Source organism: Shewanella sp. 38A_GOM-205m (assembly GCF_000518445.1).
Lineage (GTDB): Bacteria > Pseudomonadota > Gammaproteobacteria > Enterobacterales > Shewanellaceae > Shewanella > Shewanella algae.
This window is the reverse complement of record NZ_JADP01000002.1, coordinates 279,397-301,803: the sequence shown is the minus strand read 5'-3', so window position 1 is coordinate 301,803 and position 22,407 is coordinate 279,397. Positions and strand designations below refer to the sequence as shown.

At 53.6% G+C, this 22,407-nt stretch carries 18 protein-coding genes and 1 pseudogene; 16 read left to right on the top strand and 3 right to left on the bottom strand.

Features of this window, described 5'->3' with window-relative positions; all coding sequences use genetic code 11:
- Window positions 1-36 precede the first annotated feature (36 nt).
- Window positions 37-807 (bottom strand): sulfate transporter CysZ, encoded by a 771-nt coding sequence (cysZ, locus tag N512_RS0103080; protein WP_028779367.1) that lies wholly within the window; start codon window positions 805-807, stop codon window positions 37-39.
- Between the two features lie 243 nt (window positions 808-1,050).
- Between cysZ and N512_RS0103075 the strand changes: the two genes are divergently transcribed.
- The 15 genes and pseudogenes from N512_RS0103075 (at window position 1,051) to N512_RS0102995 (ending at window position 19,911) form a co-directional block, all read left to right on the top strand.
- Window positions 1,051-4,476, top strand: a complete 3,426-nt coding sequence (locus N512_RS0103075) for a chromosome segregation protein SMC (RefSeq protein ID WP_028779366.1) — start codon at window positions 1,051-1,053, stop codon at window positions 4,474-4,476.
- 21 nt (window positions 4,477-4,497) lie between these two features.
- Window positions 4,498-5,466 (top strand): cell division protein ZipA, encoded by a 969-nt coding sequence (zipA, locus tag N512_RS0103070; protein WP_028779365.1) that lies wholly within the window; start codon window positions 4,498-4,500, stop codon window positions 5,464-5,466.
- A 74-nt stretch (window positions 5,467-5,540) separates the two neighbouring features.
- Window positions 5,541-7,547: an NAD-dependent DNA ligase LigA gene (gene ligA / locus N512_RS0103065; RefSeq protein ID WP_051472622.1), complete on the top strand. Its 2,007-nt coding sequence runs from the start codon at window positions 5,541-5,543 to the stop codon at window positions 7,545-7,547.
- Window positions 7,548-7,696: 149 nt separating this feature from the next.
- Window positions 7,697-7,978, top strand: a pseudogene (locus N512_RS22110) (IS4 family transposase); the annotation flags it as partial.
- Window positions 7,979-8,303: 325 nt separating this feature from the next.
- Window positions 8,304-8,783 carry a DUF2919 domain-containing protein gene (locus tag N512_RS0103055; RefSeq protein WP_037436491.1) on the top strand — a complete coding sequence of 160 codons (480 nt, stop codon included), beginning with the start codon at window positions 8,304-8,306 and terminating at the stop codon, window positions 8,781-8,783.
- Between the two features lie 279 nt (window positions 8,784-9,062).
- Window positions 9,063-10,271, top strand: a complete 1,209-nt coding sequence (locus N512_RS0103050; protein ID WP_028779362.1) for an HD-GYP domain-containing protein — start codon at window positions 9,063-9,065, stop codon at window positions 10,269-10,271.
- A 117-nt stretch (window positions 10,272-10,388) separates the two neighbouring features.
- A complete protein-coding gene (locus tag N512_RS0103045; protein ID WP_028779361.1) occupies window positions 10,389-11,210 on the top strand; it encodes an SDR family oxidoreductase in 822 nt (273 codons plus the stop codon).
- Window positions 11,211-11,245: 35 nt separating this feature from the next.
- The gene (locus N512_RS0103040; RefSeq protein WP_025888354.1) at window positions 11,246-11,866 is read left to right on the top strand and encodes a thiol:disulfide interchange protein DsbA/DsbL; all 621 of its coding nucleotides are present in this window, start codon (window positions 11,246-11,248) and stop codon (window positions 11,864-11,866) included.
- Window positions 11,867-12,298: 432 nt separating this feature from the next.
- The gene (locus N512_RS0103030; RefSeq protein WP_025009490.1) at window positions 12,299-12,565 is read left to right on the top strand and encodes a DUF4212 domain-containing protein; all 267 of its coding nucleotides are present in this window, start codon (window positions 12,299-12,301) and stop codon (window positions 12,563-12,565) included.
- A gap of 12 nt (window positions 12,566-12,577) precedes the next feature.
- Window positions 12,578-14,311, top strand: coding sequence for a sodium:solute symporter family protein (locus N512_RS0103025; RefSeq protein ID WP_025009491.1), 1,734 nt, complete (start codon window positions 12,578-12,580; stop codon window positions 14,309-14,311).
- 221 nt (window positions 14,312-14,532) lie between these two features.
- On the top strand, window positions 14,533-16,380 hold the full coding sequence (locus N512_RS0103015) for a DUF294 nucleotidyltransferase-like domain-containing protein (RefSeq protein WP_028779359.1): 1,848 nt from the start codon (window positions 14,533-14,535) through the stop codon (window positions 16,378-16,380).
- 1 nt (window position 16,381) lies between these two features.
- Window positions 16,382-17,053, top strand: coding sequence for an exonuclease domain-containing protein (locus N512_RS0103010; RefSeq protein ID WP_028779358.1), 672 nt, complete (start codon window positions 16,382-16,384; stop codon window positions 17,051-17,053).
- 148 nt (window positions 17,054-17,201) lie between these two features.
- Window positions 17,202-17,795 carry a hypothetical protein gene (locus N512_RS0103005; protein WP_028779357.1) on the top strand — a complete coding sequence of 198 codons (594 nt, stop codon included), beginning with the start codon at window positions 17,202-17,204 and terminating at the stop codon, window positions 17,793-17,795.
- 64 nt (window positions 17,796-17,859) lie between these two features.
- A complete protein-coding gene (locus tag N512_RS0103000) occupies window positions 17,860-18,471 on the top strand; it encodes a class I SAM-dependent methyltransferase (protein ID WP_028779356.1) in 612 nt (203 codons plus the stop codon).
- 501 nt (window positions 18,472-18,972) lie between these two features.
- Window positions 18,973-19,911: a chemotaxis protein CheV gene (locus N512_RS0102995; protein ID WP_028779355.1), complete on the top strand. Its 939-nt coding sequence runs from the start codon at window positions 18,973-18,975 to the stop codon at window positions 19,909-19,911.
- Here the strand turns inward: N512_RS0102995 and N512_RS0102990 are convergent, their stop codons facing one another.
- Entirely contained in the window at window positions 19,912-20,550 is a 639-nt protein-coding gene (locus tag N512_RS0102990; RefSeq protein ID WP_037473970.1) for a hypothetical protein, read from the bottom strand. It abuts the gene before it with no gap.
- Window positions 20,551-20,621: 71 nt separating this feature from the next.
- Entirely contained in the window at window positions 20,622-20,981 is a 360-nt protein-coding gene (locus N512_RS0102985; RefSeq protein WP_025009498.1) for a DUF2750 domain-containing protein, read from the bottom strand.
- Window positions 20,982-21,190: 209 nt separating this feature from the next.
- On the opposite strand from N512_RS0102985, the gene N512_RS0102980 reads away from it, so the two are divergent.
- Window positions 21,191-22,402 carry a lytic murein transglycosylase gene (locus tag N512_RS0102980; protein WP_391564070.1) on the top strand — a complete coding sequence of 404 codons (1,212 nt, stop codon included), beginning with the start codon at window positions 21,191-21,193 and terminating at the stop codon, window positions 22,400-22,402.
- The last annotated feature ends 5 nt before the right edge of the window (window positions 22,403-22,407 follow it).

Below are 22,407 nucleotides of genomic sequence, written 5' to 3'. Positions count from 1 at the left end.
GCAGGCATTTTTGTGTCTCAATTGGCCTTACGGCGCTTAATCTGGCGCTATGGCAGGATTGCGATAGGCTTCACGATATTTGTCGACCCACATGGAGGTGGCACCGCAAATGGCAACCGGCATCACGATAAAGTTGACTATCGGGATCATGGAAAACAGGGTGACGGCAGCGCCGAAACTCATACTGCTGCCCTTGGTATTTTTCAAGGCAAACTTCATTTCTTTGAACGCCACCTTGTGGTTATCGAACGGATAGTCACAGTATTGGATACTCATCATCCAGGCACTGAAGATAAACCAGACCACAGGGAAAACGGTTTGGCCAATCACAGGGATAAAAAACAGCAGCAAGATCAGTATGGCTCGCGGCAGGTAATACACCAGCTTTTGCCATTCACGGCCGAGGATCCGCGGCAGATCCTTGATTAAATCCAAGGTGCCGCCGGTATTGAGCGGCTTGCCGGTCAGCAGTTGTTCCACCTTTTCGGACAACAGGCCGTTAAATGGTGCTGCCAGCCAGTTCATCACAGAGCTGAAGATAAACGACAGCAGCACCAACAGGGTGATAATCGCCAGTGGCCAGAGGATCACATTAAGCCAACTGAGGTAGTCGGGCAGTTGGCCTTCGAGCCAGGCAAACACATTCCCCAGTTGGCCTATGGCAAAATAGATGACCCCGGCAAACAACAGCAGGTTGATCATCAGCGGAATAAACACAAAGCTGCGCAAGCCCGGACGTTTGATTAGGCTAAAGCCTTCGAGAAAATAGTTGACGCCGCTCTTGGCGGGTCTTGAAGATGCGGACATGTACCACTTACTCTCAATAAAAGAACACTTAGGGCCGATTTTGAGCAACCAAGGCCACGAAAACAAGGGAAAAACGCAGCCAAGGGAATAAAAAGCGTTACAAAATGCGGCCCGCTTTGCTAAAGTGACAGCGCTTATACAGCTTATTGGGCCAGGACGGCGGCGTTTCAATCAGGCTATTGAATTCCCTTCAGGATTGGCCCGCAAAACAAAAACAATCGGCACTGACATCCAACGGCAAATATGAGACTCAAACAGATAAAACTCGCTGGCTTCAAGTCATTTGTCGATGCAACTAAAATTCCTTTTCTCAATCCGCTGACGGCCATTATCGGCCCCAATGGCTGCGGTAAATCCAATGTGATTGATGCCGTGCGCTGGGTGCTGGGTGAAAGCTCGGCCAAACACCTGCGCGGTGACTCCATGGCCGATGTTATCTTTAACGGCTCCAGTGCCCGTAAGCCTGTTTCTGTCGCCGGCGTTGAGCTGGTATTCGACAACACCCTTGGGCGTATCGGCGGCCAGTATGCCAACTACGGCGAAATCTCCGTCAAGCGCCAGGTCTCCCGCGATGGCGAAGCCCTTTATTTTCTCAACGGTCAAAAATGCCGCCGCAAGGATATTACGGATATCTTTATGGGCACCGGCCTTGGGCCGCGCAGCTACGCCATCATAGGCCAGGGCACCATCTCCCGCTTGATCGAATGCAAACCTCAGGAACTCAGGGTCTTTATCGAAGAGGCCGCAGGCATCTCCCGTTATAAAGAGCGGCGCAAGGACACGGAAAACCGTATTCGCCATACCCGTGAAAACCTTGAGCGCCTGGGGGATATTCGCTCCGAGCTTGGTAAGCAACTGGATAAGTTGACGATTCAGGCTCAGGCCGCCAAACGCTACCGGGAATACAAGCAAAGCGAGCGGCGCTTGCATGCCGAACTCTTGGTGATGCGTTTTTTGGAGCTCAATGATCAGGCCGAGGCGCAAAACAGCGAGATAGAAAGGCTGGAGACAGAGCTGGCCCAGCAACAGGCGCAGAAACAAGAGTTGGAGTTGAGCCTGACTCGGCAAAAGCTGGCTCAGGATGAACTCAGTGAAAAGGAGCAGCGCCAGGTTGCCGATTTTTATCACAACAACACTGAAATCGCCCGTATCGAGCAGCAGCTCAAGTATCTCAAAGAACGGGATAAACAGCAGGCATCTGAATTGGGTGCGCTGCAACAGCAAATCGCCACATTGAATGAACAGCTGACTCAGGCCAAGCAGCAGGAGCAAACCCTGGATGACAGTTTGCAGCAACATTTGCCGCGCCAGGAAGAGCTGGAAGAGCAGCAGTTTGAACTGAGCCAGCAGTATGAAGCGGCGCTCTCGCAAAGTGAAAGCCTTGCCGGCGAGTTGCAACAGGCGGTGACTGCGGTCAGAGATATCAAGCATCAACAGGAGCTGGCCGCTACCCGGGAGCAGCATCTTAAGCAGCAACATGCCCAGCGCAGCGAGCAGCTTGATAAGCTCAGTGCAAGATTGCAGCAACCTGAGGCCGATAACGGGGCAAACCCGGCAGAGCTTCAGCAGCAGGTCAGCTTGTGTGAGTCACAATTGGCGGCAGCTAAAACCGATATCGAACGGCATGGCGCAGAGTTGACCAAGGCCCAGGAGGCGCTGGAGCAAGCAAGACAAGCGGAGCAGCAGTTGGTGCAGCGCCGCTCGGGGCTAGTTGGCCGCCTGGAGCTGATAAGTCAGTGGCTTGAAGGCGCCGCTCAAGCAACGCAAGAAACACAAACTGCCTTGACTCAGCTTTGGCAGGAAATTCAGGTTGAGGCCGGTTGGGAGCAAGTGGTTGAGGCCTGGCTTGGCCCCTTGATGCGCGCCGCTGTCTATCCTGACTCCAAACCATTTGATGGCCAAGGTTTTGCTCAGACTCGCCGCCAAAGTTGGGGACCGGTCAGCGCCGGCGTCAACTTAAACCCCTGGCTTAACAGGGTGCGCTGGGCCGAGTCGGCGCAGCAGGCATCCAACATGCTCGAGCAGGGGCTGGCAGAGGGGGAGCTAATCCTCTGCCGCGATGGCAACCTTTTTGCGCATGATGTAAAGCTGACACTCGCCGAGGATGGCCAGTCACTGGTGAAGCTGACTGCCGAGCAGGGCGCCATTCAGGCTGAGCTCGATAAGCTTGCAAGCGAGAGCCAGCAGGCGCAGCAACAAACCACTGCGGCTCAGGATAGGTTCAACGAATTAAGGCAGGCTCAGCAGCTCAAGTCCGAGGCGCTACAGCAACAGCAACTGGCGTTGACCCGCGCTGTGATGGCTTGTGAGGCGGCCACCGAGCAGGCGGCACGCGAACTCAGACAAAGGCAACAGATAGAAGCGGAAATCGCCGAGTTGAAAGAGCGCCTCAAGCAGGAGCAGTTTGAGCTGGAGACGCTGATTGAGAGTCAGTTTGCTGCCGATGATACTCTGTATGAGCGCCAGCGGCAGGAGCGATTGCTGAGTGAGCGCCACAATGAGGCCAATCAGCAAAAAAACAGCCTTAAAGTCAGCCTGAGCGAACTCGAGCGCCAGTTAAAAACCTTGAATGGGACTCTGGCGGAGCAGAAAACCGCCTTGGCGTTGGCATCGCAGCGGCGTAAACAGTTGACCGAGCAGTTGCAGCAGGCCGAGCACAAGCGCAGGGAATTGCTGGATAAACCGCAGCAAGATGCAGATAGTGCCGAGCTGCAACCGCTGGAGCAACGCCTGGAAGGATTGCTTGCGCAGCAACACGGGATGCAGACGGAGCTTGAGCGCACCCGGGCCCAACTTGCCGAGCAGCAACAGCAGTTGGATAGTACAGCTTTAAAGCAAAAACAACAGCTTGGACAACTGGAGCACTTGACTCAGACAATCAGCACGTTAAAGTTACGTCGCGAGGGATTGAAAGGTCAGGCCGACAGCCAATTGGCGCAGCTCAGCGAGCAACAGATCAAGCTGCATGAAGTGGCGGCAAACCTGCCGGATGAGGCGGAAATAACGCCCTGGCAGGACCAGCTGGAATCGGTTCGGCGCAAGATAAGTCGCCTCGGCGCCATTAACTTGGCGGCCATTGAAGAGTATGAGCAGCAAAAAGAGCGGAAGGCTTATCTCGATGCCCAGGATGAAGATCTCAACAAGGCGCTGGCCAGTCTCGAAGAGGCGATCCGCAAGATAGACAGGGAAACCCGCAGTCGCTTCAAGGCGACTTTTGAGCAGGTCAATGCCGGACTGGGCGAGTTGTTTCCCAAGGTATTTGGTGGCGGCAGTGCCTATTTGGCACTGACAGATGATGATTTGCTCGATACCGGAGTGACCATCATGGCCCGGCCACCGGGTAAGAAGAACAGCACGATTCATCTACTTTCGGGTGGAGAAAAGGCTCTGACGGCTTTATCATTGGTGTTTGCGATTTTCAGGCTCAATCCGGCGCCTTTTTGTATGCTGGATGAGGTCGATGCACCCTTGGATGACGCCAACGTCGACAGATTCTGCCGCCTTTTGCAGGAGATGTCGGACAGCGTACAGTTTATCTATATCAGCCACAATAAACTCACCATGGAGATGGCTGATCAGTTGATAGGTGTCACTATGCATGAGCCGGGTGTCTCTCGCATAGTCGCAGTCGATATTGAAGAAGCGGTGGCTATGGCCGACGCCGGATAACCATAGGAAAACAGGTAACCAATGGAAAATTTGCAACTGGTATTGTTTGTGTTGGGTGCGATTGCCATCATCGCCGTGCTGGTTCACGGTTTCTGGTCTATCCGCAAACAACAGCCCAAGTCGCTGAAAGAAAATCCGCTGACAGGTTTCTACAAGGACCAGGCCCGGCGTGACAGCGAAGGTTTCGATGCCGATGGAATTGGTGAGGTGAGGGTGCGTAAAGTTTCGCCGGACGAGAAGCCACCCAAGCTCAAGAGCAGCAAGTTGCGTAAACCTGGTTTCCAGCCGCCTCAGCAGGATGAAGTTGAAGGCGAACAGTCGTTTTCCCTCTCAGGCGCCAAACCCGAGCCGAGAGTGAACAGCAAGCCACAACGGCAAGAGCCTGTGTTGCATATCGATGATGAAGAAGATACTGCCGAAATGCAGATGGAGCTTGGGCTGGGCGCGGATAATCACAGCGACACTCAAACCACGGCCCAGGCCGGTCATCAGGTAAACAGCCAGCCAGAGCCACAACTTGCCACTGAACAACAGACCCGCGAGCAGGCCAAGGAAGAATCGCGCCACGATGAGTTGCCCGATCCCACAGATGTTTTGGTACTGCATGTGGTTGCCAAAGAGGGCGAGAGCCTCAGCGGCGCTGAGCTGCTGCCTTGCCTGTTGGCACTGAACTTCAAGTTTGGTGACATGAACATTTTCCATCGCCATGAAGACAACGCCGGCACAGGTCGGGTGCTGTTTTCCCTGGCCAACATGGTTAAGCCCGGGGTGTTTGACCCGGACAACATGGAGCAGTTCAACACTCAAGGGATAGTCCTGTTTATGACCTTGCCTTGTCACGGCGATCCACTGATGAACTTTTCCATCATGCTCAATTCCGCCCATCAATTGGCGGATGATCTTGGTGCCGATCTGCTGGACGGCCAGCGTCAGCTATGGCATCAGGACACCAAACAAGCTTACCTGGGCCGTATTCGGGCTCAGGGCTGATATCCATCGGGGAGCCTGTGTGAGTCTCTCTATCCAAGGCCGCCTCTGCGGCCTTTGTTTTGTGCGGAATTTTTATGCAAGCCATTGAAAACGAAATTGATCAGCTGATAAGTACCATTAACGAGCACAACATTCGCTACTATGTGGATGACAACCCCAGCATTCCCGATGCCGAATATGACCGCCTGATGCAGCGGCTCAAGATGCTGGAGGCCGAGCACCCTGAGCTGCAACGCAGCGACTCGCCAAGCCTCAGAGTCGGTGGTCTGGCGCTGGCCAAGTTTGAACAGGTGACTCACCTCAAACCTATGCTCAGTCTGGACAACGCCTTCAGTGAAGAAGACTTTGCCGCCTTCCATAAGCGGGTGACTGACAGAGTCGGCGAGTTTAGCTATTGCTGCGAGCCCAAACTCGATGGTCTGGCGGTCAGTATCCTCTATCGCGATGGCGTGCTGGAGCGCGCCGCCACCCGGGGCGATGGCGCGGTCGGTGAAGATATTACCGAAAACGTTCGTACCATTCGGGCGGTGCCGCTGAAACTCAGGGGCGATGATTATCCGCCGCTGTTGGAAGTGCGCGGTGAAGTATTCATGCCCAAGGCGGCCTTCGAGGCGCTCAACGAGCGTAACCGGGTCAAGGGAGACAAGCTGTTTGTCAATCCGCGTAATGCCGCCGCCGGCAGTTTGCGGCAGTTGGACTCCAAGATCACTGCCTCCCGGGCACTGGCGTTTTACGCTTATGCATTGGGTGTGGTTGAGCCGGAATCCTTCCCGCTGGCGGACACCCATCTTGGGCAGTTGCAGCAGCTTAAAACTTGGGGATTGCCGGTCAGCAGTGAGATCCGCCTTGCCAAGGACCTCAGCGAAGTGGATGACTACTACCGGGATATTATGGCGCGCCGCAGTGCTTTGGCCTATGAAATCGATGGTGTGGTATTCAAGGTCAACAGCATAGAAGCGCAGCAGACACTGGGATTTGTCTCCCGTGCACCGCGCTGGGCCATCGCCTATAAGTTTCCGGCCCAGGAAGAGATGACTCTACTCGAAGGGGTCGACTTTCAGGTAGGCCGCACCGGCGCCGTGACACCGGTCGCCAGGCTCAAGCCTGTGTTTGTCGGTGGGGTGACAGTTTCCAACGCCACTTTGCACAACGCCGACGAAATCGCCCGCCTTGGGGTCAAAGTTGGCGATACTGTGATCATTCGCCGCGCCGGTGATGTTATCCCGCAAGTGGTTGCCGTGGTGCCGGAAAAAAGACCTGAGGATGCCAAAGAGATCAGTTTCCCAGAGCAATGCCCGGTTTGTGGCTCCCAGGTAGAACGCCTCGAGGGCGAAGCCGTGGCCCGTTGCACCGGTGGCTTGTTCTGCGAAGCGCAGCGCAAGGAAGCCATCAAGCACTTTGCCTCCCGCAAGGCGCTGGATATAGACGGCATGGGCGACAAGATAGTCGAGCAGTTGATCGATAAGGAGCTGGTAGAGAGCCCGGCGGATCTGTTCTCACTCACGGCTTCGGCCCTGACCATGCTGGAGCGGATGGGGCTCAAGTCGGCCACCAATCTGGTGCAGGCCATAGAAGCGGCCAAGCAAACAACCCTGGCCAAGTTTCTCTACGCTTTGGGGATCCGTGAGGTAGGCGAGTCTACCGCTGCCAACTTGGCACGGCACTTCAAAGAGCTCGATGCCCTCAAGCAAGCGAATGTCGAGCAGCTTATCGAAGTGGAAGATGTCGGTACCATAGTGGCTCAGCATGTGGCGCACTTTTTTGCTCAGCCCCACAACCTTGAGGTGATAGATAAACTGCTGGCCGCCGGGGTGACCTGGCCGGCCATCGAAGCGCCGTCTGAAGACGAGCAACCGCTCAAGGGGCAGACCTGGGTATTGACCGGCACCCTGAGCCAGATGAGCCGCACTGACGCCAAGGCGCAGCTGGAGGCGCTCGGCGCCAAAGTGTCCGGCAGTGTTTCCAAGAAGACAGACTGCGTGGTGGCCGGCGAGGCCGCTGGCTCCAAATTGACCAAGGCCAATGAGCTGGGGGTCAAGGTGTTGGATGAAGCCGGCCTGCTGGCGCTGCTGCAGCCCTGAGCTCTATTTCTCTGTTTAAGCCCCGCTAAGCTGCGCAACGTAGATCAGGATAAGGATCGGTTGACCGATCCTCCTGATGAGAGATAATCGGAAACCTGTTTGTAGGTTTCCGATTTTTTATGTCTATTCAAAACTGCTTTGCCGACTTTGGTTATAACTTGGTGAGACGAGAAGCGAGCCAGGCGGCAGTAGAGCATGGTCGAATGCCCAATGAAATCAGCTTTAAATACGCTTGTCAGTTCATCGCAAGTCAGCTCAAAGTCATGAGCAAAGCGGTGTCACCAGGTAATACGCCGAAGCGTCTAAACAGTCTGCGAGGAGACTTGTCCATCCTTTTTATAGACAAACGCCCTAAGCCAAATCGGCCTAGGGCGGTAAAAATATCAAAGACCCAATATCCTGTTAATCACAAGGCAGCTCCGCTTATCTGATCTACGTTGCGCCAAGCTGCGGGGCTTTTTTATGTTCACTTAGCATCAACTGACCCGAGTTGATAAGGACTCTTAACATTTCAAACTCAAAAAAGCCAAACAGTCTGTTCAGGCCCCCCTTATTTAGCTTATTTGCCTTACACAACTTGAATTGCGCCGCCGCAGGACCCACCTCATTGTTTTGGAAGATGCTTCGGACTCAAGGCCTGTAGGTTCATCTGCCTAGAAGCCTGAGTCAGTCAAAAGCGTGAGCGCTTTCGGTTACTTTTTTATGATGGCTGCGCCAGGCCCTGTCTGGGTGAGTCACAATGATGGAATTCTGCCCTTGCTTAAATTTGAACACGTGCGCTGGCTCGACAATAACGGTCATATCAAGCCGCCGTTACTGCTTTACATCATAGTACTGTTTCTGGCCCGCGGCTGGTGTGTGTTTGCCGCGTCCCTTACCCAGGCCAGCGACAGGGCCGCTTTGGTGCGGCTATTTTATCCGGAAAAGAGCGACTTCCTATTGGCTCTGGCCGCCGGTGCCGGCGCCTTGCTGGTCTATGGTTTGATCGTGGCGGAACGTAAACGGGTATTTGAGGTGGTGATCCCACTATTTCGGCAAATTCGTTGGTGGTTGGCGCTGTTGCTGGGGATAGACGGCATGTTGCTTATTCAGCGTCTTGGTCACAGCGACTGGCTGTTCAGTTGGAATCTGGCGCTGGATGCCTTGCTGCTGTTCTGGTCTTTGCTGTACCTCGCCAAGTCGGCTCATTTGCGCCACTATTTGAACGACTGGCAAAAACAAGACAAGTTGGAGTGACATACAAGGCAAGATTGGCGGTTTTTTGCTATATAAAACAGAAACCCATTGGCATATTTCGGCTTAAAGAGTTATCAATTGCAGCCATTTTGGATGAAATATGAACAGAAAAGGGCTTCAGCGGCCGTTTAGGAACTAAAACACTGTCAAATATGCTGTTTTTGTCATAAATTTGGCGCTGAAGTCTTACGCTTGGTTTTCAATGGTCTATAGTTAAGACTCTTGGGTATTGGTTTTTTAAAACCTTGTTTATCAAGTTGTTCTCTGGAGAAACTTTGAGTGGCCAAAGCTGAAAGGATCCATCTCCCGCTGTCACGCCTGCAAACCGGCATTACAGTCAAGTTGCCTCTGTCCTGGACAGATCATCCCTTTTTGTTCAATCGTATAGAAATCAAAGATGCCAGCCAGATAGAGATGATCCGTAATCTCGGGGTGCCCTATGTCATCTTGCTCTCCGACGAGGAGCTGCTCAATGATGTGATTGAAGAGGAAGACGAGGCGCAGCAGGCAACAGAGCAAACAAAGGACAATAAACCGGATCCCAAAGCCTCTGCCCGCAAGGCGATACGCAAGAGCCAGGGGCGTTTTTTGAATGCCATTAATGACAGTCGTACCGTGGTCAGTAAGTTGGTGTCCGATCCCGAAGGCGCCGTTCGTGAAGCCTCAGCTCTGGTAGAGCTGATGCTGGAGCATCTGTTGGAATCCGATAATCCCAAGTTGGCCTTGGTGTCCAGTGGTGAAGGCGCTCCCAGCGTGACTCAGCACGGGATATCGGTGGCGGTACTGGCCTTGATGATCGGTCATTCGCTTGAGTTGTCCAAGGACAAGCTGAGGGATATTGCTCTGGGGGCACTGCTGCATGATATAGGCAAACTCAAGGTGCCCGATGCCATCAGGCGCAAGCGCGGCCCCTTGAGCCCCCATGAAAGCAATTTTCTCTCCATGCATCCCAATTTTGGCTATGACATGCTCAAGCGCAGTGGCCTGTTCGGCAATGAGGTACTGCATATAGTGATGCATCACCATGAGTTTATCGATGGCTCAGGCTACCCCGATGGGCTCAAGCTGGCCAAGCTGCCCCTGACCACTCAGATAGTGGCACTGGCCAATGACTACGACAGCCAATTGGCGCGTCAGGAGATGGTGTCACCGCAAATTGCCCTGGGTTATCTGTTTAAAAATAGGGTCGGCCAACATCAGGAGCAGTTGATTTCGGCGCTGGTCAAGGTGCTGGGTATATATCCGCCTGGCACCCTGGTGAGTCTGTCTGACAACAGTGTCGGCAAGGTGATGATGACGACCGCAGAGGTGCGACAACCCCAGGTCTGGGCCTGTAAACGCGATGGCAGCGAGCCTAAGTTGCGCTTTCTGATGGATGAGGAGGTCAGCGTGGAGGCCGTGCTCAAGTCTGATGAACTGACCGAAGGCGCCTCAAAAACCCTGCAAACCGGTGCCAGCATCAGTTTTTATTTCAGTGCCCTGGAATAGCTTGCAACCCGCTTTCTCTTGCCGTGAGAGGCCAAAGTTTGGCCACTCATAGGTTCACCTCTGGTTTTTATTGTTATTTGTCTTATGCTTGAGCTCGGTTTACAACGGAGTAGGGCGATGAAACATATTGCGGTTTGGGGCTGCGGCTGGTTTGGTTTGCCACTGGCGAAGGAACTGCTGGCCAGAGGCGTTAAGGTTTGCGGCAGTAAGCGTACCGAGGAGGGCGCGGATCTGTTGAGAAAAGAGGGGATGGATGCCGTAACCCTCAATCTTGCTGAGCCTGCACCTTTACCTTCGTTACCGGATGGCTGTGATGCCTTGGTGCTCAATATCCCCCCCGGCCTCAGGCGCGGCGCCAATGATTATCTGTCCTCTCTCGAGCGTTTATTGCCTGTGATTGCAGCAAGTTCCATCAAACGTCTGTTGTTTATAAGTAGTTCAGGGGTTTACCCACAATCTCAGGGCGTGGTCACAGAGGCAACATCTGTTGATGCTCCGGCGGACAGCTATTCCGGCACCTTGGCGATGGCTGAGCAGAAGATACTGGCGCTTGCCAACGAAGGTCTCAAAGTCACTGTCATCCGATTTGCCGGCTTGGTCGGACCTGGCCGTCACCCCGGGCGCTTCCTGGCCGGCAAGAAAGGGCTGCCCGGAGCAAACGCCGTGGTGAATCTGGTGCATCTCGATGATTGCATAAATGCCTGCCTGCAGTTATTGACCGCCGCTAACCCAGGGGCCATCTATAACCTTTGTGCGCCGTGTCATCCAACCAGGCAAGAATTCTATCCGCTTGCCGCCAAGGCGCTTGGCCTGGCATCGCCTGAGTTTGCAACAGAGAGTGAAACTGGTAAGTGGGTGGATGGCTCTCTCATCTGCCGCGAGCTTGACTTTGAATACAGTTACCCCGAGGCTGATAGCCTTATTGCCGCTTGCCAATAAAAAGCGTGACTAAAAACAGAACAAGAGGAAACCCTATGTCTTTTTTATCCAGAATGGTGAGAGCCTTGCCGCTGATACTCTTGGCCTTCGGCAGTTTCAGTGCCAGTGCGGCCGATTTTCAGGAAGGGCGCGATTATGTCAAGGTGCCAGGGATCCCGGAAGCCAAGAGTGGCATAGTCAGAGAGTTTTTCTCCTATAACTGCCCCCATTGCTATCACAAGGATCCCTTGATGCAGCAAACTGCTGCCCTGCTGAAGGGGAAACTGGATTTTGAACGAACCCCGGTCGGTGCCGGGCGTCCCTCCTGGATCCTCAGTCAGGAAGCCTATTATCTGGCGCAAAAATTCAGGATAACCGATCAGGTGCACGGCAATATTTTCAACAGGATCCATGAGAAACATCAGGCTTTTGATCGGCCGCAGCAGTTGAAGGATTTCTTCTTGGCGCAGGGGGTCAATGAGCAAGAGCTTAACCAAACCTTGGGCTCGGCCGACAGCAAGCTGGCGTTGGCCAATTATGATACCCAGACTCAGCTCTCAGGGATCCGTGGTGTGCCTTCACTCTTGGTCAATGGCAAGTATTTGATCACCTCCCAAAGCTCAGATCCCAAGGAGCTGGCAGCGCTTGTCCTCTATTTGAACCAGGAAGCGCCATAGCGACCACTTTGCAAATGCAGTCAAGAAAATGCAATCAAGAGGCCGAATGGCCTCTTTTTTTACGCTTTTTGGCATTAATCTGCCGAACAAATTCAGACAAGAGCCTGAATGGTCATAAGAGTTTATTCCACCTCGGTTCGATAAAAGCGTTTATGGCAGCTTTGGGTTCTTGTTCGACCCTTCCCATGGCGGAGAAGGGCCGCTTCCTGATGCAAACCATCCTGAAAATCACTTCGACATTGGTCTAATAATAAGCGCCAATTAAACGAGCGTTTTATTGGCGTATTTTGTTTTAACCAGCTGATAAATATTGGATTTTTACAATTGTTATTAATGTGTAAATTTGGGGTTAGACTAAGGTCTTGATTGTGGCACTCCCGGCGGTTGCTAGATTAACTGTGACTTAATAATTATTACCACAGGGGAGTCGCTATGGGTTTTGAAAACAATGACAAGGCAAAGGGGTACTGGCGCGAAAACTTGCGCTTGGTACTGGCACTACTGGCCATCTGGTTCGTGGTTTCCTACGGTTGTGGGATTTTGCTGGTGGATGTTCTCAATGAAATTCATTTTATGGGATTCAAGCTTGGCTTCTGGTTTGCCCAGCAAGGTTCCATGTATGTATTCGTAGTGCTGATTTTCGTATATGCGGCCAAAGCGAATGCCTTAGATAAAAAATATAACGTACACGAAGACTAAGGAGCGGGCCGTATGGATGTTCAAGCATTAACGTTTTTGATTGTGGGGCTCTCGTTTGCCCTTTATATAGGGATTGCCATCTGGTCAAGAGCCGGCTCTACCAAAGATTTCTATGTTGCCGGTGGCGGGGTTCACCCAGTGATGAACGGTATGGCGACGGCCGCAGACTGGATGTCGGCCGCTTCCTTTATCTCGCTGGCGGGGATTGTCTCTTTCGTCGGATACGATGGCAGTGTGTACTTGATGGGCTGGACCGGCGGCTATGTGTTGCTGGCTTTGTGCATGGCGCCTTACCTTCGTAAGTTCGGCAAGTTCACTGTGCCTGACTTTATTGGTGAGCGTTATTACTCCCAGGCGGCCCGAGTGGTGGCTGTGATTTGCGCCATCTTTATCTGCTTTACCTATATTGCCGGGCAGATGCGCGGTGTTGGGGTGGTGTTCTCCCGCTTCCTGGAAGTGGATGTCGATACCGGGGTGTATATAGGTATGGCGGTAGTGTTCTTCTACGCCGTACTCGGTGGCATGAAGGGGATCACTTACACTCAGGTGGCCCAATATTGCGTACTTATTTTCGCCTTTATGGTTCCGGCCATCTTTATCTCTGTGATGATGACAGGCCATATCATTCCACAAATCGGTTTTGGCGCTGAACTGATAGACGCCGCCGGGAATAATACCGGGGTGTATCTGCTGCAAAAACTCGACGGCCTGCAAACCCAGCTGGGTTTCACTGAATACACAGAAGGCGCCAAGAGCACCATAGATGTATTCGCCATCACTGCTGCGCTTATGGTAGGTACTGCCGGTTTGCCACACGTTATTGTGCGTTTCTTTACCGTACCTAAGGTGAAAGATGCCCGTATCAGTGCCGGTTGGGCGCTGGTGTTTATTGCCATTATGTACACCACTGTGCCTGCCTTGGCGGCGTTCTCCCGGGTGAACATGATAGAAACCATCAATGGTCCTGAATCGACAGGTGTTGCCTATGAGTCGGCGCCGCAGTGGATCAAAAACTGGGAAACCACCGGGCTTATCAAGTGGAATGATAAAAATGGCGACGGCAAGATGTACTACGCCAAGGGTAATCTCACCGACGACAGCAGCAATGAGATGAATATCGACCGCGATATCATGGTGCTGGCAACCCCTGAAATCGCCGATCTGCCGGCTTGGGTGATTGCTCTGGTTGCAGCCGGTGGTCTGGCGGCGGCGCTGTCGACTTCTGCGGGCTTGCTGCTGGTTATCTCAACCTCGGTATCCCATGACTTGTTGAAGAAAAACTTTATGCCGGACATCTCAGACAAGAAGGAGTTGTTCTATGCCCGAACCGCGGCGGCTGTTGGTATAGTGATTGCCGGTTACTTCGGGATTAATCCGCCAGGGTTTGTGGCGGCAGTGGTGGCCTTTGCCTTTGGCTTGGCGGCATCGTCACTGTTCCCGGCAATCGTGATGGGTATTTTCTCCAAGTCGATGAACAAGGAAGGAGCCATAGCCGGTATGGTGGTGGGGCTTGGCTTTACCGCGGCTTATATCATCTACTTCAAGTTCATTAATCCTGCCGATAACAGCGCTGAAAACTGGCTGTTTGGTATTTCGCCTGAAGGAATAGGCATGATTGGCATGATACTCAACTTTGTTGTGGCGATTATTGTTGCCAAGATGACAGCCGCTGTTCCGGAGCATGTACAGGAAATGGTTGAATCCATCCGTTTCCCCAAAGGTGCAGGCACGGCGCAGGAACACTGATAGTCTGATGCTGCATAAATGGAAGATCCCCCGCTTGGCCGGGGGATTTTTTTATCAGTGCAGTTTGGGTTGGATACTCAACTTTCTATTTTTCTTTGGTTTGGGCTTTCTGTTTCGGGCTTTCTGCCTTGGTTCTGGCTGTATTCGACTAAAGCCAGATAGCCAGCATGATACAGAGTGGGCAATATTGAGATTAGTCAGTCCAACTCTAAAGGCCGCCCATGGATGAGAGTGAACTGCTGCCTATTCGCAGCTTTCTGCAACAGACGGTTCCTTTCGATGAACTGCCGCAACCCTTGCTGGAGCAATGTTGCCGCGCCATCGGCATAGGTTATTACAGCAAGTCGATGAAAGCCGTGCCGCTGGATTCGGCCAACCCCATGCTCTATATCGTTCGCAGCGGTGCCTTTGAAGTGCGCGATGCCGAAGGCGAGTTGCTGGACCGTTTGGGGGAGGGCGATTGCTTTGGCTTTCCCTCTCTGCTGTCGGGCGAGGAGATCAGTAACAAGGTGCTGATCCTCGAAGATGGCTTGGTCTATCATGTGCCACCGGCGCTGTTTGACACTCTGCGCCTGGAGTGTCGCAGCTTCGACCGCTTCTTCAACCGCGCCTATGCCAAACGGTTGCGCCACCAAGGTCGTTTTCGGGCCAGGGATTTGACCACCACCAGCCGTATCAGCACCCTGATGACCCATGAGCCTGTCAGTGTCGATCACCGCCTTTGTATCACGGATGCGGCCAAGCTGATGCGCAAGCACAGGGTGTCGTCTGTCTTGGTTCTGGATAATCACAAACTGGTGGGGATCCTCACCGACAGGGATCTGCGTAATCGGGTGCTGGCCGAGGGGCTTACCGGCAATGAAGCCGTGTTTCAAGCCATGACCCGCCAGCCCGTATACATAGATGCCCAGGCCCTGGTATTTGAAGCCATGCTGCTGATGAGCGAGCACAACATTCACCATCTGCCGGTCATGGAGCGAGAGCAGCCGGTCGGGATGATCACCAGCACAGACATACTGCGAAGTCAGGCATCCCAACCTTTGCTGCTGATAGGCGAGATAGAGCGGCAAAAAGATTTGCAAAGCCTTATCGGCGTCAGTCGACAAATTCCACTTTTGCTGCAAAACCTTATCAGTGCGGATGCCCGTGCCGAGGAGATTGGCCGGGTACTGACCTCAGTTACCGATGCGCTTACCCGCAGACTTATCCAGCTCAATCAGGCGCTGCTCGGGGAGGCGCCGATGGCGTTTTGCTGGTTGGCATTTGGCTCTCAGGGGCGGCAGGATCAGGCCGCCTGCTCGGATCAGGACAATGGTTTATTGCTGGCAGAAGAGCCGGATGAGCATGCCAGAGGTTATTTTCAGGCCTTGGCCAAGGGGGTGTGCGCCGGGCTCAACGAATGCGGTTATGTATACTGCCCCGGGGATATCATGGCGCAAAATCCCAACTGGTGTTTGTCGCTGACAAGTTGGCAGCAGAAGTTTGCCTCTTGGGTCAACACCCCTGAGCCCAAGGCCTTGATGCATGCCAGCATCTTTTTCGATATGCGCTCCGTATATGGGCCGGACAGCCTGTTCGATGCGCTGCAAGACAAGGTGCTGGCGCAGACCAAAGACAAGGATATCTTTCTGGCGGCCCTGACCGGCAATGCCTTAAGTGAGTCGCCGCCATTGGGATTCTTCCGCCAATTCGTGCTCGACAGGGATGGCAGTGAGGTCAAGGGGATGGATCTCAAACACAGGGGCAGCGCCCTTATCAATGACATCGCCCGGGTATATGCCTTGGCCACTGGTATCAAAGAGGTCAATACCGCCAAACGGATCCGCGCCTTGATGGAGAGCAAGCTGCTGAGCCGCAAAGACGCCCTCAACCTTGCCGATGCCCATGAATTTATTGCCCATATGCGGCTGGCGAATCAGGGGCGTCAGTTTGAGCAAGGCCAGAAGATAAGCAATTTTCTGTTGCCGCAGGCACTCTCTTCACTGATGCGTCATCAACTCAGGGATGCCTTCAAAGTGGTGCATGATGCCCAGGCGGCGTTGAGACTCAAGTTTACCCGGAGTTTCTAGGATGCCTTTGCTGCACAAAGCCCGCCTGGCCTGGCATTGTTGGCAGGCTAAGGAGCCACTCAAATCTTTTTACCAGGCTTTGAGTCCTGTGTTATCCAAGCCTGTGGCAGAGGCGCCTTTGATGGCGTTGGACCTGGAAATGACCGGCCTAGAGCCGGGGTGCGATCAGATACTCTCTATCGGTGTGGTGCCCATCAACAAAGGCAGACTGGAGCTCAGCGGCGCCCGCCACAAATTGGTGAGTATTGCCGGCAGTGTCGGTCAGAGCGCCACGATTCACGGCATTATGGATCGCCATCTTGAACAGGGGGCGCTGGCGCCCGAACAGCTCTTGCCTTGGTTGTTAGGGCAAAGTCAGGGGCGCATTTTACTGATGCATCATGCTCCTTTGGACTGCGCTTTTCTCAGCAGGCTTTGTCAGCAGGCATATGGTACTAAGTTGCACCTTCCCGTGATAGATACCCTGCTGCTGGAAAAGACCCGCCTGCAGCGGCAACAGGAGGTGCTGCCAAGCGGTAGTCTGCGCCTCGGCGCTTGCCGCAGCCGCTATCATCTGCCGCCGTATTCGGCCCACAATGCCCTGACCGATGCGCTGGCCTGTGGCGAGCTGTTTCTGGCGCAAAGCTGTGATGCCGCCAAAGAGCCTGTGGCCAATTTCCTCTCCTGGGTATAGCAGTCGGTGAACACTTCCTGGGTGTATTCCCTTGGTTTGATACTGATCAGAGCGTTGTCAGAACTGAGCTTGGTCGAATTGAACTTTGCCAAGCGGCCCGAATTCGATTAATTTCAAAGTGCCACTCAAGGCGTTAAGGAGCAAAGCTATGGCACTTCCGTTACTCTGGCTCGGCTCTGCCGCACTCGGCGCCGTGTGGCTTGCCGATGAAGGGCAGAAGCGTAAGAAAGTCGCCCGCAATCGAGTACTCAAGGATATGCCGACAAAGGGGGCCAAGGGTCAGGCGCGGCTGACACCCAGTGAATGGTTTCACAGTCAGAGTGTCAAACGAGTGCAGCCCGGGATGCTGGTGTGCTGCCACGTATTCGGGGTCATTGAACACACAGGTATCTGGCTCGGTGACGATATGTTGGCCGAACTCCACGGCAGCGGTCTGGTGCGGCCAGTGTCGGTGAAGCGTTTCCTGGCAGGTCGCAGCGGCAGCAAGGTGTTTGTTGCCTGCGATCATCAAAGAATGCCCCTGGTCAGTGAACAGGCGCTGGCCCGCGCCGGCGAGAGCCTGTTTCAGTATCGGGATTATGACTTGTTTGACAATAACTGCCACAGGTACGTGTGGCACTGTATCAGTGGCAAGCCGCAAAGGGTGAGCAGTTTTTCGCGGCTCAATCAACTGTTGGAAGACTTCTTCGGTCAGGGCATCTATTGGGATCAACTGCCGCTGGAACCCTTTGGGGAAGAGTGAAGATGATTGTCGCCGCAAGGGCCTTAAATATTAACCATGAATTATCTTGGGTGGTTTGCCATTCATGCAACTCAATCGCTTTGAAAAATCGATAGTCAGGCATCCGCTGCGTTTGTGGCTGCAAAGACAGCTGGAGCGGCGGATGTTGTTGAAGCTGTTTGCCAAGCCTTTACCTGCTTTTAGTCGCGCCTTGGAGATAGGCTGCGGCTTTGGTGAGGGAATCGCGCTTGTGCGTCAGGATCTGGGGGCGGAAGAAGTGTGGGCGCTCGATTTTGATTTCGACATGGTCAGCCACTGCGCCGGGTGGTATTCGGATCAAAACTGGTTGCATCTGTGCCAGGGCGATGGCAGCGCCTTGCCTTTTGCCGATAGCCAGTTTGACCTTGTGGTTGATTTTGCCGCCTTTCATCATATTCCGGATTGGCAACAGGCGGTGGCCGAAGTACACAGAGTATTGCGTCCTGGCGGCTATTTCGTCATGGAAGAGCTTTATCGCGTTGCTATCTGTAATCCCTTGAGTCGGCGTTTGTTTGAACATCCCCAGGAAAACCGTTTCAATCACGCTGAACTCTTGGCTGTTCTTGAAGATACCGGCAACTTTGAGATTATCCGCCAACACCAGTTGCCGGCGCTGGCGGGTATCATCCTGGCCCGTAAAACCGTCGGCAAAGCTTGAGCAGGATAATGACGGGTCAAGCCGGGCCTTGTCGTGCTTGGTGGTTTGGTTTTGCCCAGCTCCACTCTATAAGCACTTATGCGTTTAATCCTATGGAAGGTGCGAATCAGTCCTCGCGGCACTCTGGCTTACACAGCAATTGGCGTTCAAGGCATCTGACTGAAGGCATGCCGGGGCCTGTCGAAGTCGGATAACGCAGAGAGCCGGTTGCTGTGAAAGCCCCAAAGGGCGTGGCTTACCTGCCTGCTGTGTTATGCCTCTTGCAAAGGACTAGGGCCATTTGCTGCGAACCACGCCTTGCATCCTGGCCTGTAAGCCGACGCAGAGCACGCATGGGACTTGTTCGCACCTTCCCTATCTTTTGTAGCCGATATAACAGCATCCAAGTGCGTATCATTTAAGACAATTTAGCCTAAATTTGCCCTGAAGCATGGTTTGTTGTGCCGCTTTACCACTATAATTTGCTCAATACTCCGAAGTTAAATTGGAAACGCAGTCGTTATGGCAAAAGTATTGGAATCCGTAGATCAACGTACCCAACTCGTGGGTGAGAACCGTCTGGAACTGCTGCTGTTCAGGATCAGTTCGACCCAGCTGTTTGCCATCAATGTATTCAAGGTCAAAGAGGTAGTTAAACTGCCGGAACTGTCTGCCATGCCCGGCAGTCATCCCGCCATCAGTGGCGTCGCCAATATCCGCGGTACGTCCATCCCTGTCATTAACCTGCGCAGTGCCATAGGTTTTTCGCCCATGCCGGTGGGCGAAGACGCTAACCTTATCATCACAGAATACAACCGCAGTGTGCAGGGTTTTCTGGTGGGCAAGGTTGAGCATATCGTCAACATGACCTGGGGCGATATCATGCCACCGCCGAAGACTGCCGGCCGTAATCATTACCTTACCGCCATTACCCGTATTGAGACTCAGGGTAAAACTGAGTTGGTGTCAATTATCGATGTGGAAAAGGTGTTGGCGGAGATCATCCACTATGACGTGCGTCTCTCGGAAGGTGTGCTGGATGAGTCCTTGGTGGCCAAGATGCCGGGGCACAAGATTTTAATTGTCGACGATTCGCCCACTGCCAGACGCCAGGTTCGCGATACTTTAGGACAGTTGGGGCTTGAAGTGATTGAACGCAGCGATGGGCGCGAGGCGCTGACGCTGCTCAAGTCATGGTGCGATCAGGGGCTCAAGGTGACAGATCAGATTTTGATGATGATCACCGACGCCGAGATGCCTGAAATGGACGGTTACCGTTTGACTTATGAGGTGCGCAACGACAAGCGGATGGCCGATCTCTATATCACCCTCAATACCTCACTCAGTGGCAGTTTCAATAAAGCGATGGTGGAAAAGGTGGGTTGCGATCGTTTTATTTCCAAGTTCCAGCCGGATCTGCTGGTGGAAGCGGTGCAGGACAGAATTCGTCAGCTCGGCTGATTAGCGGCTGTTTTCCTGCTCCAGTTCGCGGATAAGTTGCTTCTTGGTGCGTTTGTCCGCGGCGATGTTGAGTCTGGCCAGGCGCACGGCAAAGGCAAATCTGTCGCGGCCGCAGATCGCAGTCAAGGCCTGCAGAAAGTCTTTATCCAGTGCAAAGTTTTTGGCGTAGTGCTCTATGGCGGCAAACACCGAACTGTAGTGCAAACCGTCGAAGTCAAACCCGGTATTTAGCGTCTCGTCGCTCAGCGGAACCCCTTCAATACAGAGGGGCCAGCCCTTGGCATTGATCCTGTCTCTGGCCACTTCATACATAAACCAGGCGCTGCGTTTAAAGCCGCCAAGAATTTTGCAGGAAAACTCCGATTCTTCCAGCTCTTCACGGGTCCAATTCAGCCCTATGGCCAGATGTTTGGCGTAGCGCTTCATCAGCGCATCTTTAACCGCAATACGGCACTCGTATATTGAGGTGAGAGGATGTTGGCGGGCCAGCGTCAGGCACTCCTTACAGGCGGGCACGCTCAGTGAGGCATGTTCTGCATGGGGGGAGGCTCTAAAGGCAAAAACGTGCTCACAGGGTTCGGCACAAAACCAGCAACTGTGACGGCAATTAAAGGGGATGTCGACCAAGGGACAGGGCATAGGGTTGTGCAGATGCTGCTCTGAGTCTTAAAAGAAGTCGGGAGCCTTGGTGACTCCCGACCGGGTAAAGCTTATTCGGCTTCCACGTCCACCAGGAACTTGGCCAGCTCTACCGGCTCAACTTCGGGACATTCCTGCTCGGCGCGCCAATCGATACCTATCAATACGCCATCTTCGTTGAGATCTTCAATCCAGAACTCCAGCAGCTCTTCCAGTGAAATCGCTACGGGTGCGAAGTTGACCCACTCCTCGGTGCAATGGCTCTGGGCCACCGCCTGATCAGACCATAAAGGCATGACATCTGTGTCTTCATATTCACTGGAGTCACACACCACCCAGCCTTCGCCGGAGTCGTCCTGTAAGCCCCACACCTGCTGGTGCTCTTTGACGTTATCGATAAATTGGCTCAGTGCCGGCGCTAAATCAGTCATGATCTCTCTCTTGAGCAAGGGTTAGTGGCGCCATTATACGGCATAAGCACTGGAGTCCAAGTGAATCTTAACCTCAGATGAACAAACAGGAATAAATGCTTAAAAATCGGCTCAACGACAGGGAATTATGCCTGCGGGGCTTAAAAAACGCTGTGCGACTGGTTAGGATGGAACTCGATGGGGTGTTTAATCTTTTAAGGAGTCGGAAGGTGTTCAGAGTATTATCCTGGTTTCCCCTGCTGCTGGCCACGCAAACGCTGGCAGCCCCCCAGAATGAGGATCCTGTAGAAGCCCTGATAAAGGCCGGAGAAGCGGCTTTTCCTCAGTGTATTGTGGAGTTGCAGGACAAGGCCCTTAACGAGGGTATCAGTCAACAGACCATCGACTCACATCTTAAGCCACTCAAGTTTGTCCCCAGAGTGATAGAGCTGGATCGCAGTCAGCCCGAGTTTACCCAGACATTTGCCAACTATTTCGATAAACGGGTAACAGATTGGCGGGTTTCCAAGGGCCGGGAACTGCTGGTTGAGCACAAGGCGCTGCTGGACAAGCTCAAGCGCGAGTATGGTGTGCCGCCGCAATATCTCTTGTCTTTCTGGGGCATGGAGACCAATTTCGGAGGCTACAAGGGTAAGATGCCGGTCCTGGACTCGCTGGCGACTCTGGCCTGTGACTCCCGCCGTTCGGGTTTCTTTACCCAGGAGTTGATGACAGCGCTGAAGCTGAGCCAGAAATATGGTTTTGCTGCCGCCGATATGCAAGGCTCCTGGGCCGGTGCCATGGGACACACCCAGTTTATGCCCAGTGCCTACGCCAGTTATGCCGTCGATGGTGACGGTGACGGCAAGGCGGATCTCTGGAACAGCATAGATGATGCCCTGACCTCGGCGGCAAACTTTCTTGCTCACCTGGGGTGGCAGCGCAACGAACGCTGGGGCAGGGAGGTTCGCTTACCTGAGGCGTTTGATTATCAGCACCTGGGGCAGAAAAAGTCTCTCGCCGACTGGCAGGCGCTGGGATTGACCCAGAGCAATGGCGAGGTGCTGCCACAGGCCCAGATGGAAGCCACACTCTATCTGCCCGCCGGGCACGAGGGACCTGCGTTTCTCGGCTACGATAACTTCCAGGTGATCCAGCGTTGGAACCGCTCTGAGTTTTATGCCATCTCAGTAGGCCATTTGGCCGACAGAATAAGTGGCGCCGGACGGCTGGCCAAAGCACCGCCGCAGCAAACCCGCTTGAGCCGCGCCCAGATAAAGGCGCTGCAGCAAAAGCTCAATGAGCAGGGGTTTGATGCCGGAAAGCCGGACGGTATTCTCGGGCGTAACTCCCGCGCCAGTTTACAGGCGTTTCAGCTCAGCAAAGGCTTGGTGGCCGACGGTTTCCCCTCTGCCGAAACCTTTAAAGCTCTGGGACTCTAGTTCTG

Bases quoted from the DNA above. Each gene is read 5' to 3' on its own strand.
- cysZ (WP_028779367.1), bottom strand. From the start codon at position 807: ATGTCCGCATCTTCAAGACCCGCCAAGAGCGGCGTCAACTATTTTCTC.
- N512_RS0103075 (WP_028779366.1), top strand. From the start codon at position 1,051: ATGAGACTCAAACAGATAAAACTCGCTGGCTTCAAGTCATTTGTCGAT.
- zipA (WP_028779365.1), top strand. From the start codon at position 4,498: ATGGAAAATTTGCAACTGGTATTGTTTGTGTTGGGTGCGATTGCCATC.
- ligA (WP_051472622.1), top strand. From the start codon at position 5,541: ATGCAAGCCATTGAAAACGAAATTGATCAGCTGATAAGTACCATTAAC.
- N512_RS0103045 (WP_028779361.1), top strand. From the start codon at position 10,389: ATGAAACATATTGCGGTTTGGGGCTGCGGCTGGTTTGGTTTGCCACTG.
- N512_RS0103040 (WP_025888354.1), top strand. From the start codon at position 11,246: ATGTCTTTTTTATCCAGAATGGTGAGAGCCTTGCCGCTGATACTCTTG.
- N512_RS0103030 (WP_025009490.1), top strand. From the start codon at position 12,299: ATGGGTTTTGAAAACAATGACAAGGCAAAGGGGTACTGGCGCGAAAAC.
- N512_RS0103025 (WP_025009491.1), top strand. From the start codon at position 12,578: ATGGATGTTCAAGCATTAACGTTTTTGATTGTGGGGCTCTCGTTTGCC.
- N512_RS0103015 (WP_028779359.1), top strand. From the start codon at position 14,533: ATGGATGAGAGTGAACTGCTGCCTATTCGCAGCTTTCTGCAACAGACG.
- N512_RS0103010 (WP_028779358.1), top strand. From the start codon at position 16,382: ATGCCTTTGCTGCACAAAGCCCGCCTGGCCTGGCATTGTTGGCAGGCT.
- N512_RS0103005 (WP_028779357.1), top strand. From the start codon at position 17,202: ATGGCACTTCCGTTACTCTGGCTCGGCTCTGCCGCACTCGGCGCCGTG.
- N512_RS0103000 (WP_028779356.1), top strand. From the start codon at position 17,860: ATGCAACTCAATCGCTTTGAAAAATCGATAGTCAGGCATCCGCTGCGT.
- N512_RS0102995 (WP_028779355.1), top strand. From the start codon at position 18,973: ATGGCAAAAGTATTGGAATCCGTAGATCAACGTACCCAACTCGTGGGT.
- N512_RS0102990 (WP_037473970.1), bottom strand. From the start codon at position 20,550: ATGCCCTGTCCCTTGGTCGACATCCCCTTTAATTGCCGTCACAGTTGC.
- N512_RS0102985 (WP_025009498.1), bottom strand. From the start codon at position 20,981: ATGACTGATTTAGCGCCGGCACTGAGCCAATTTATCGATAACGTCAAA.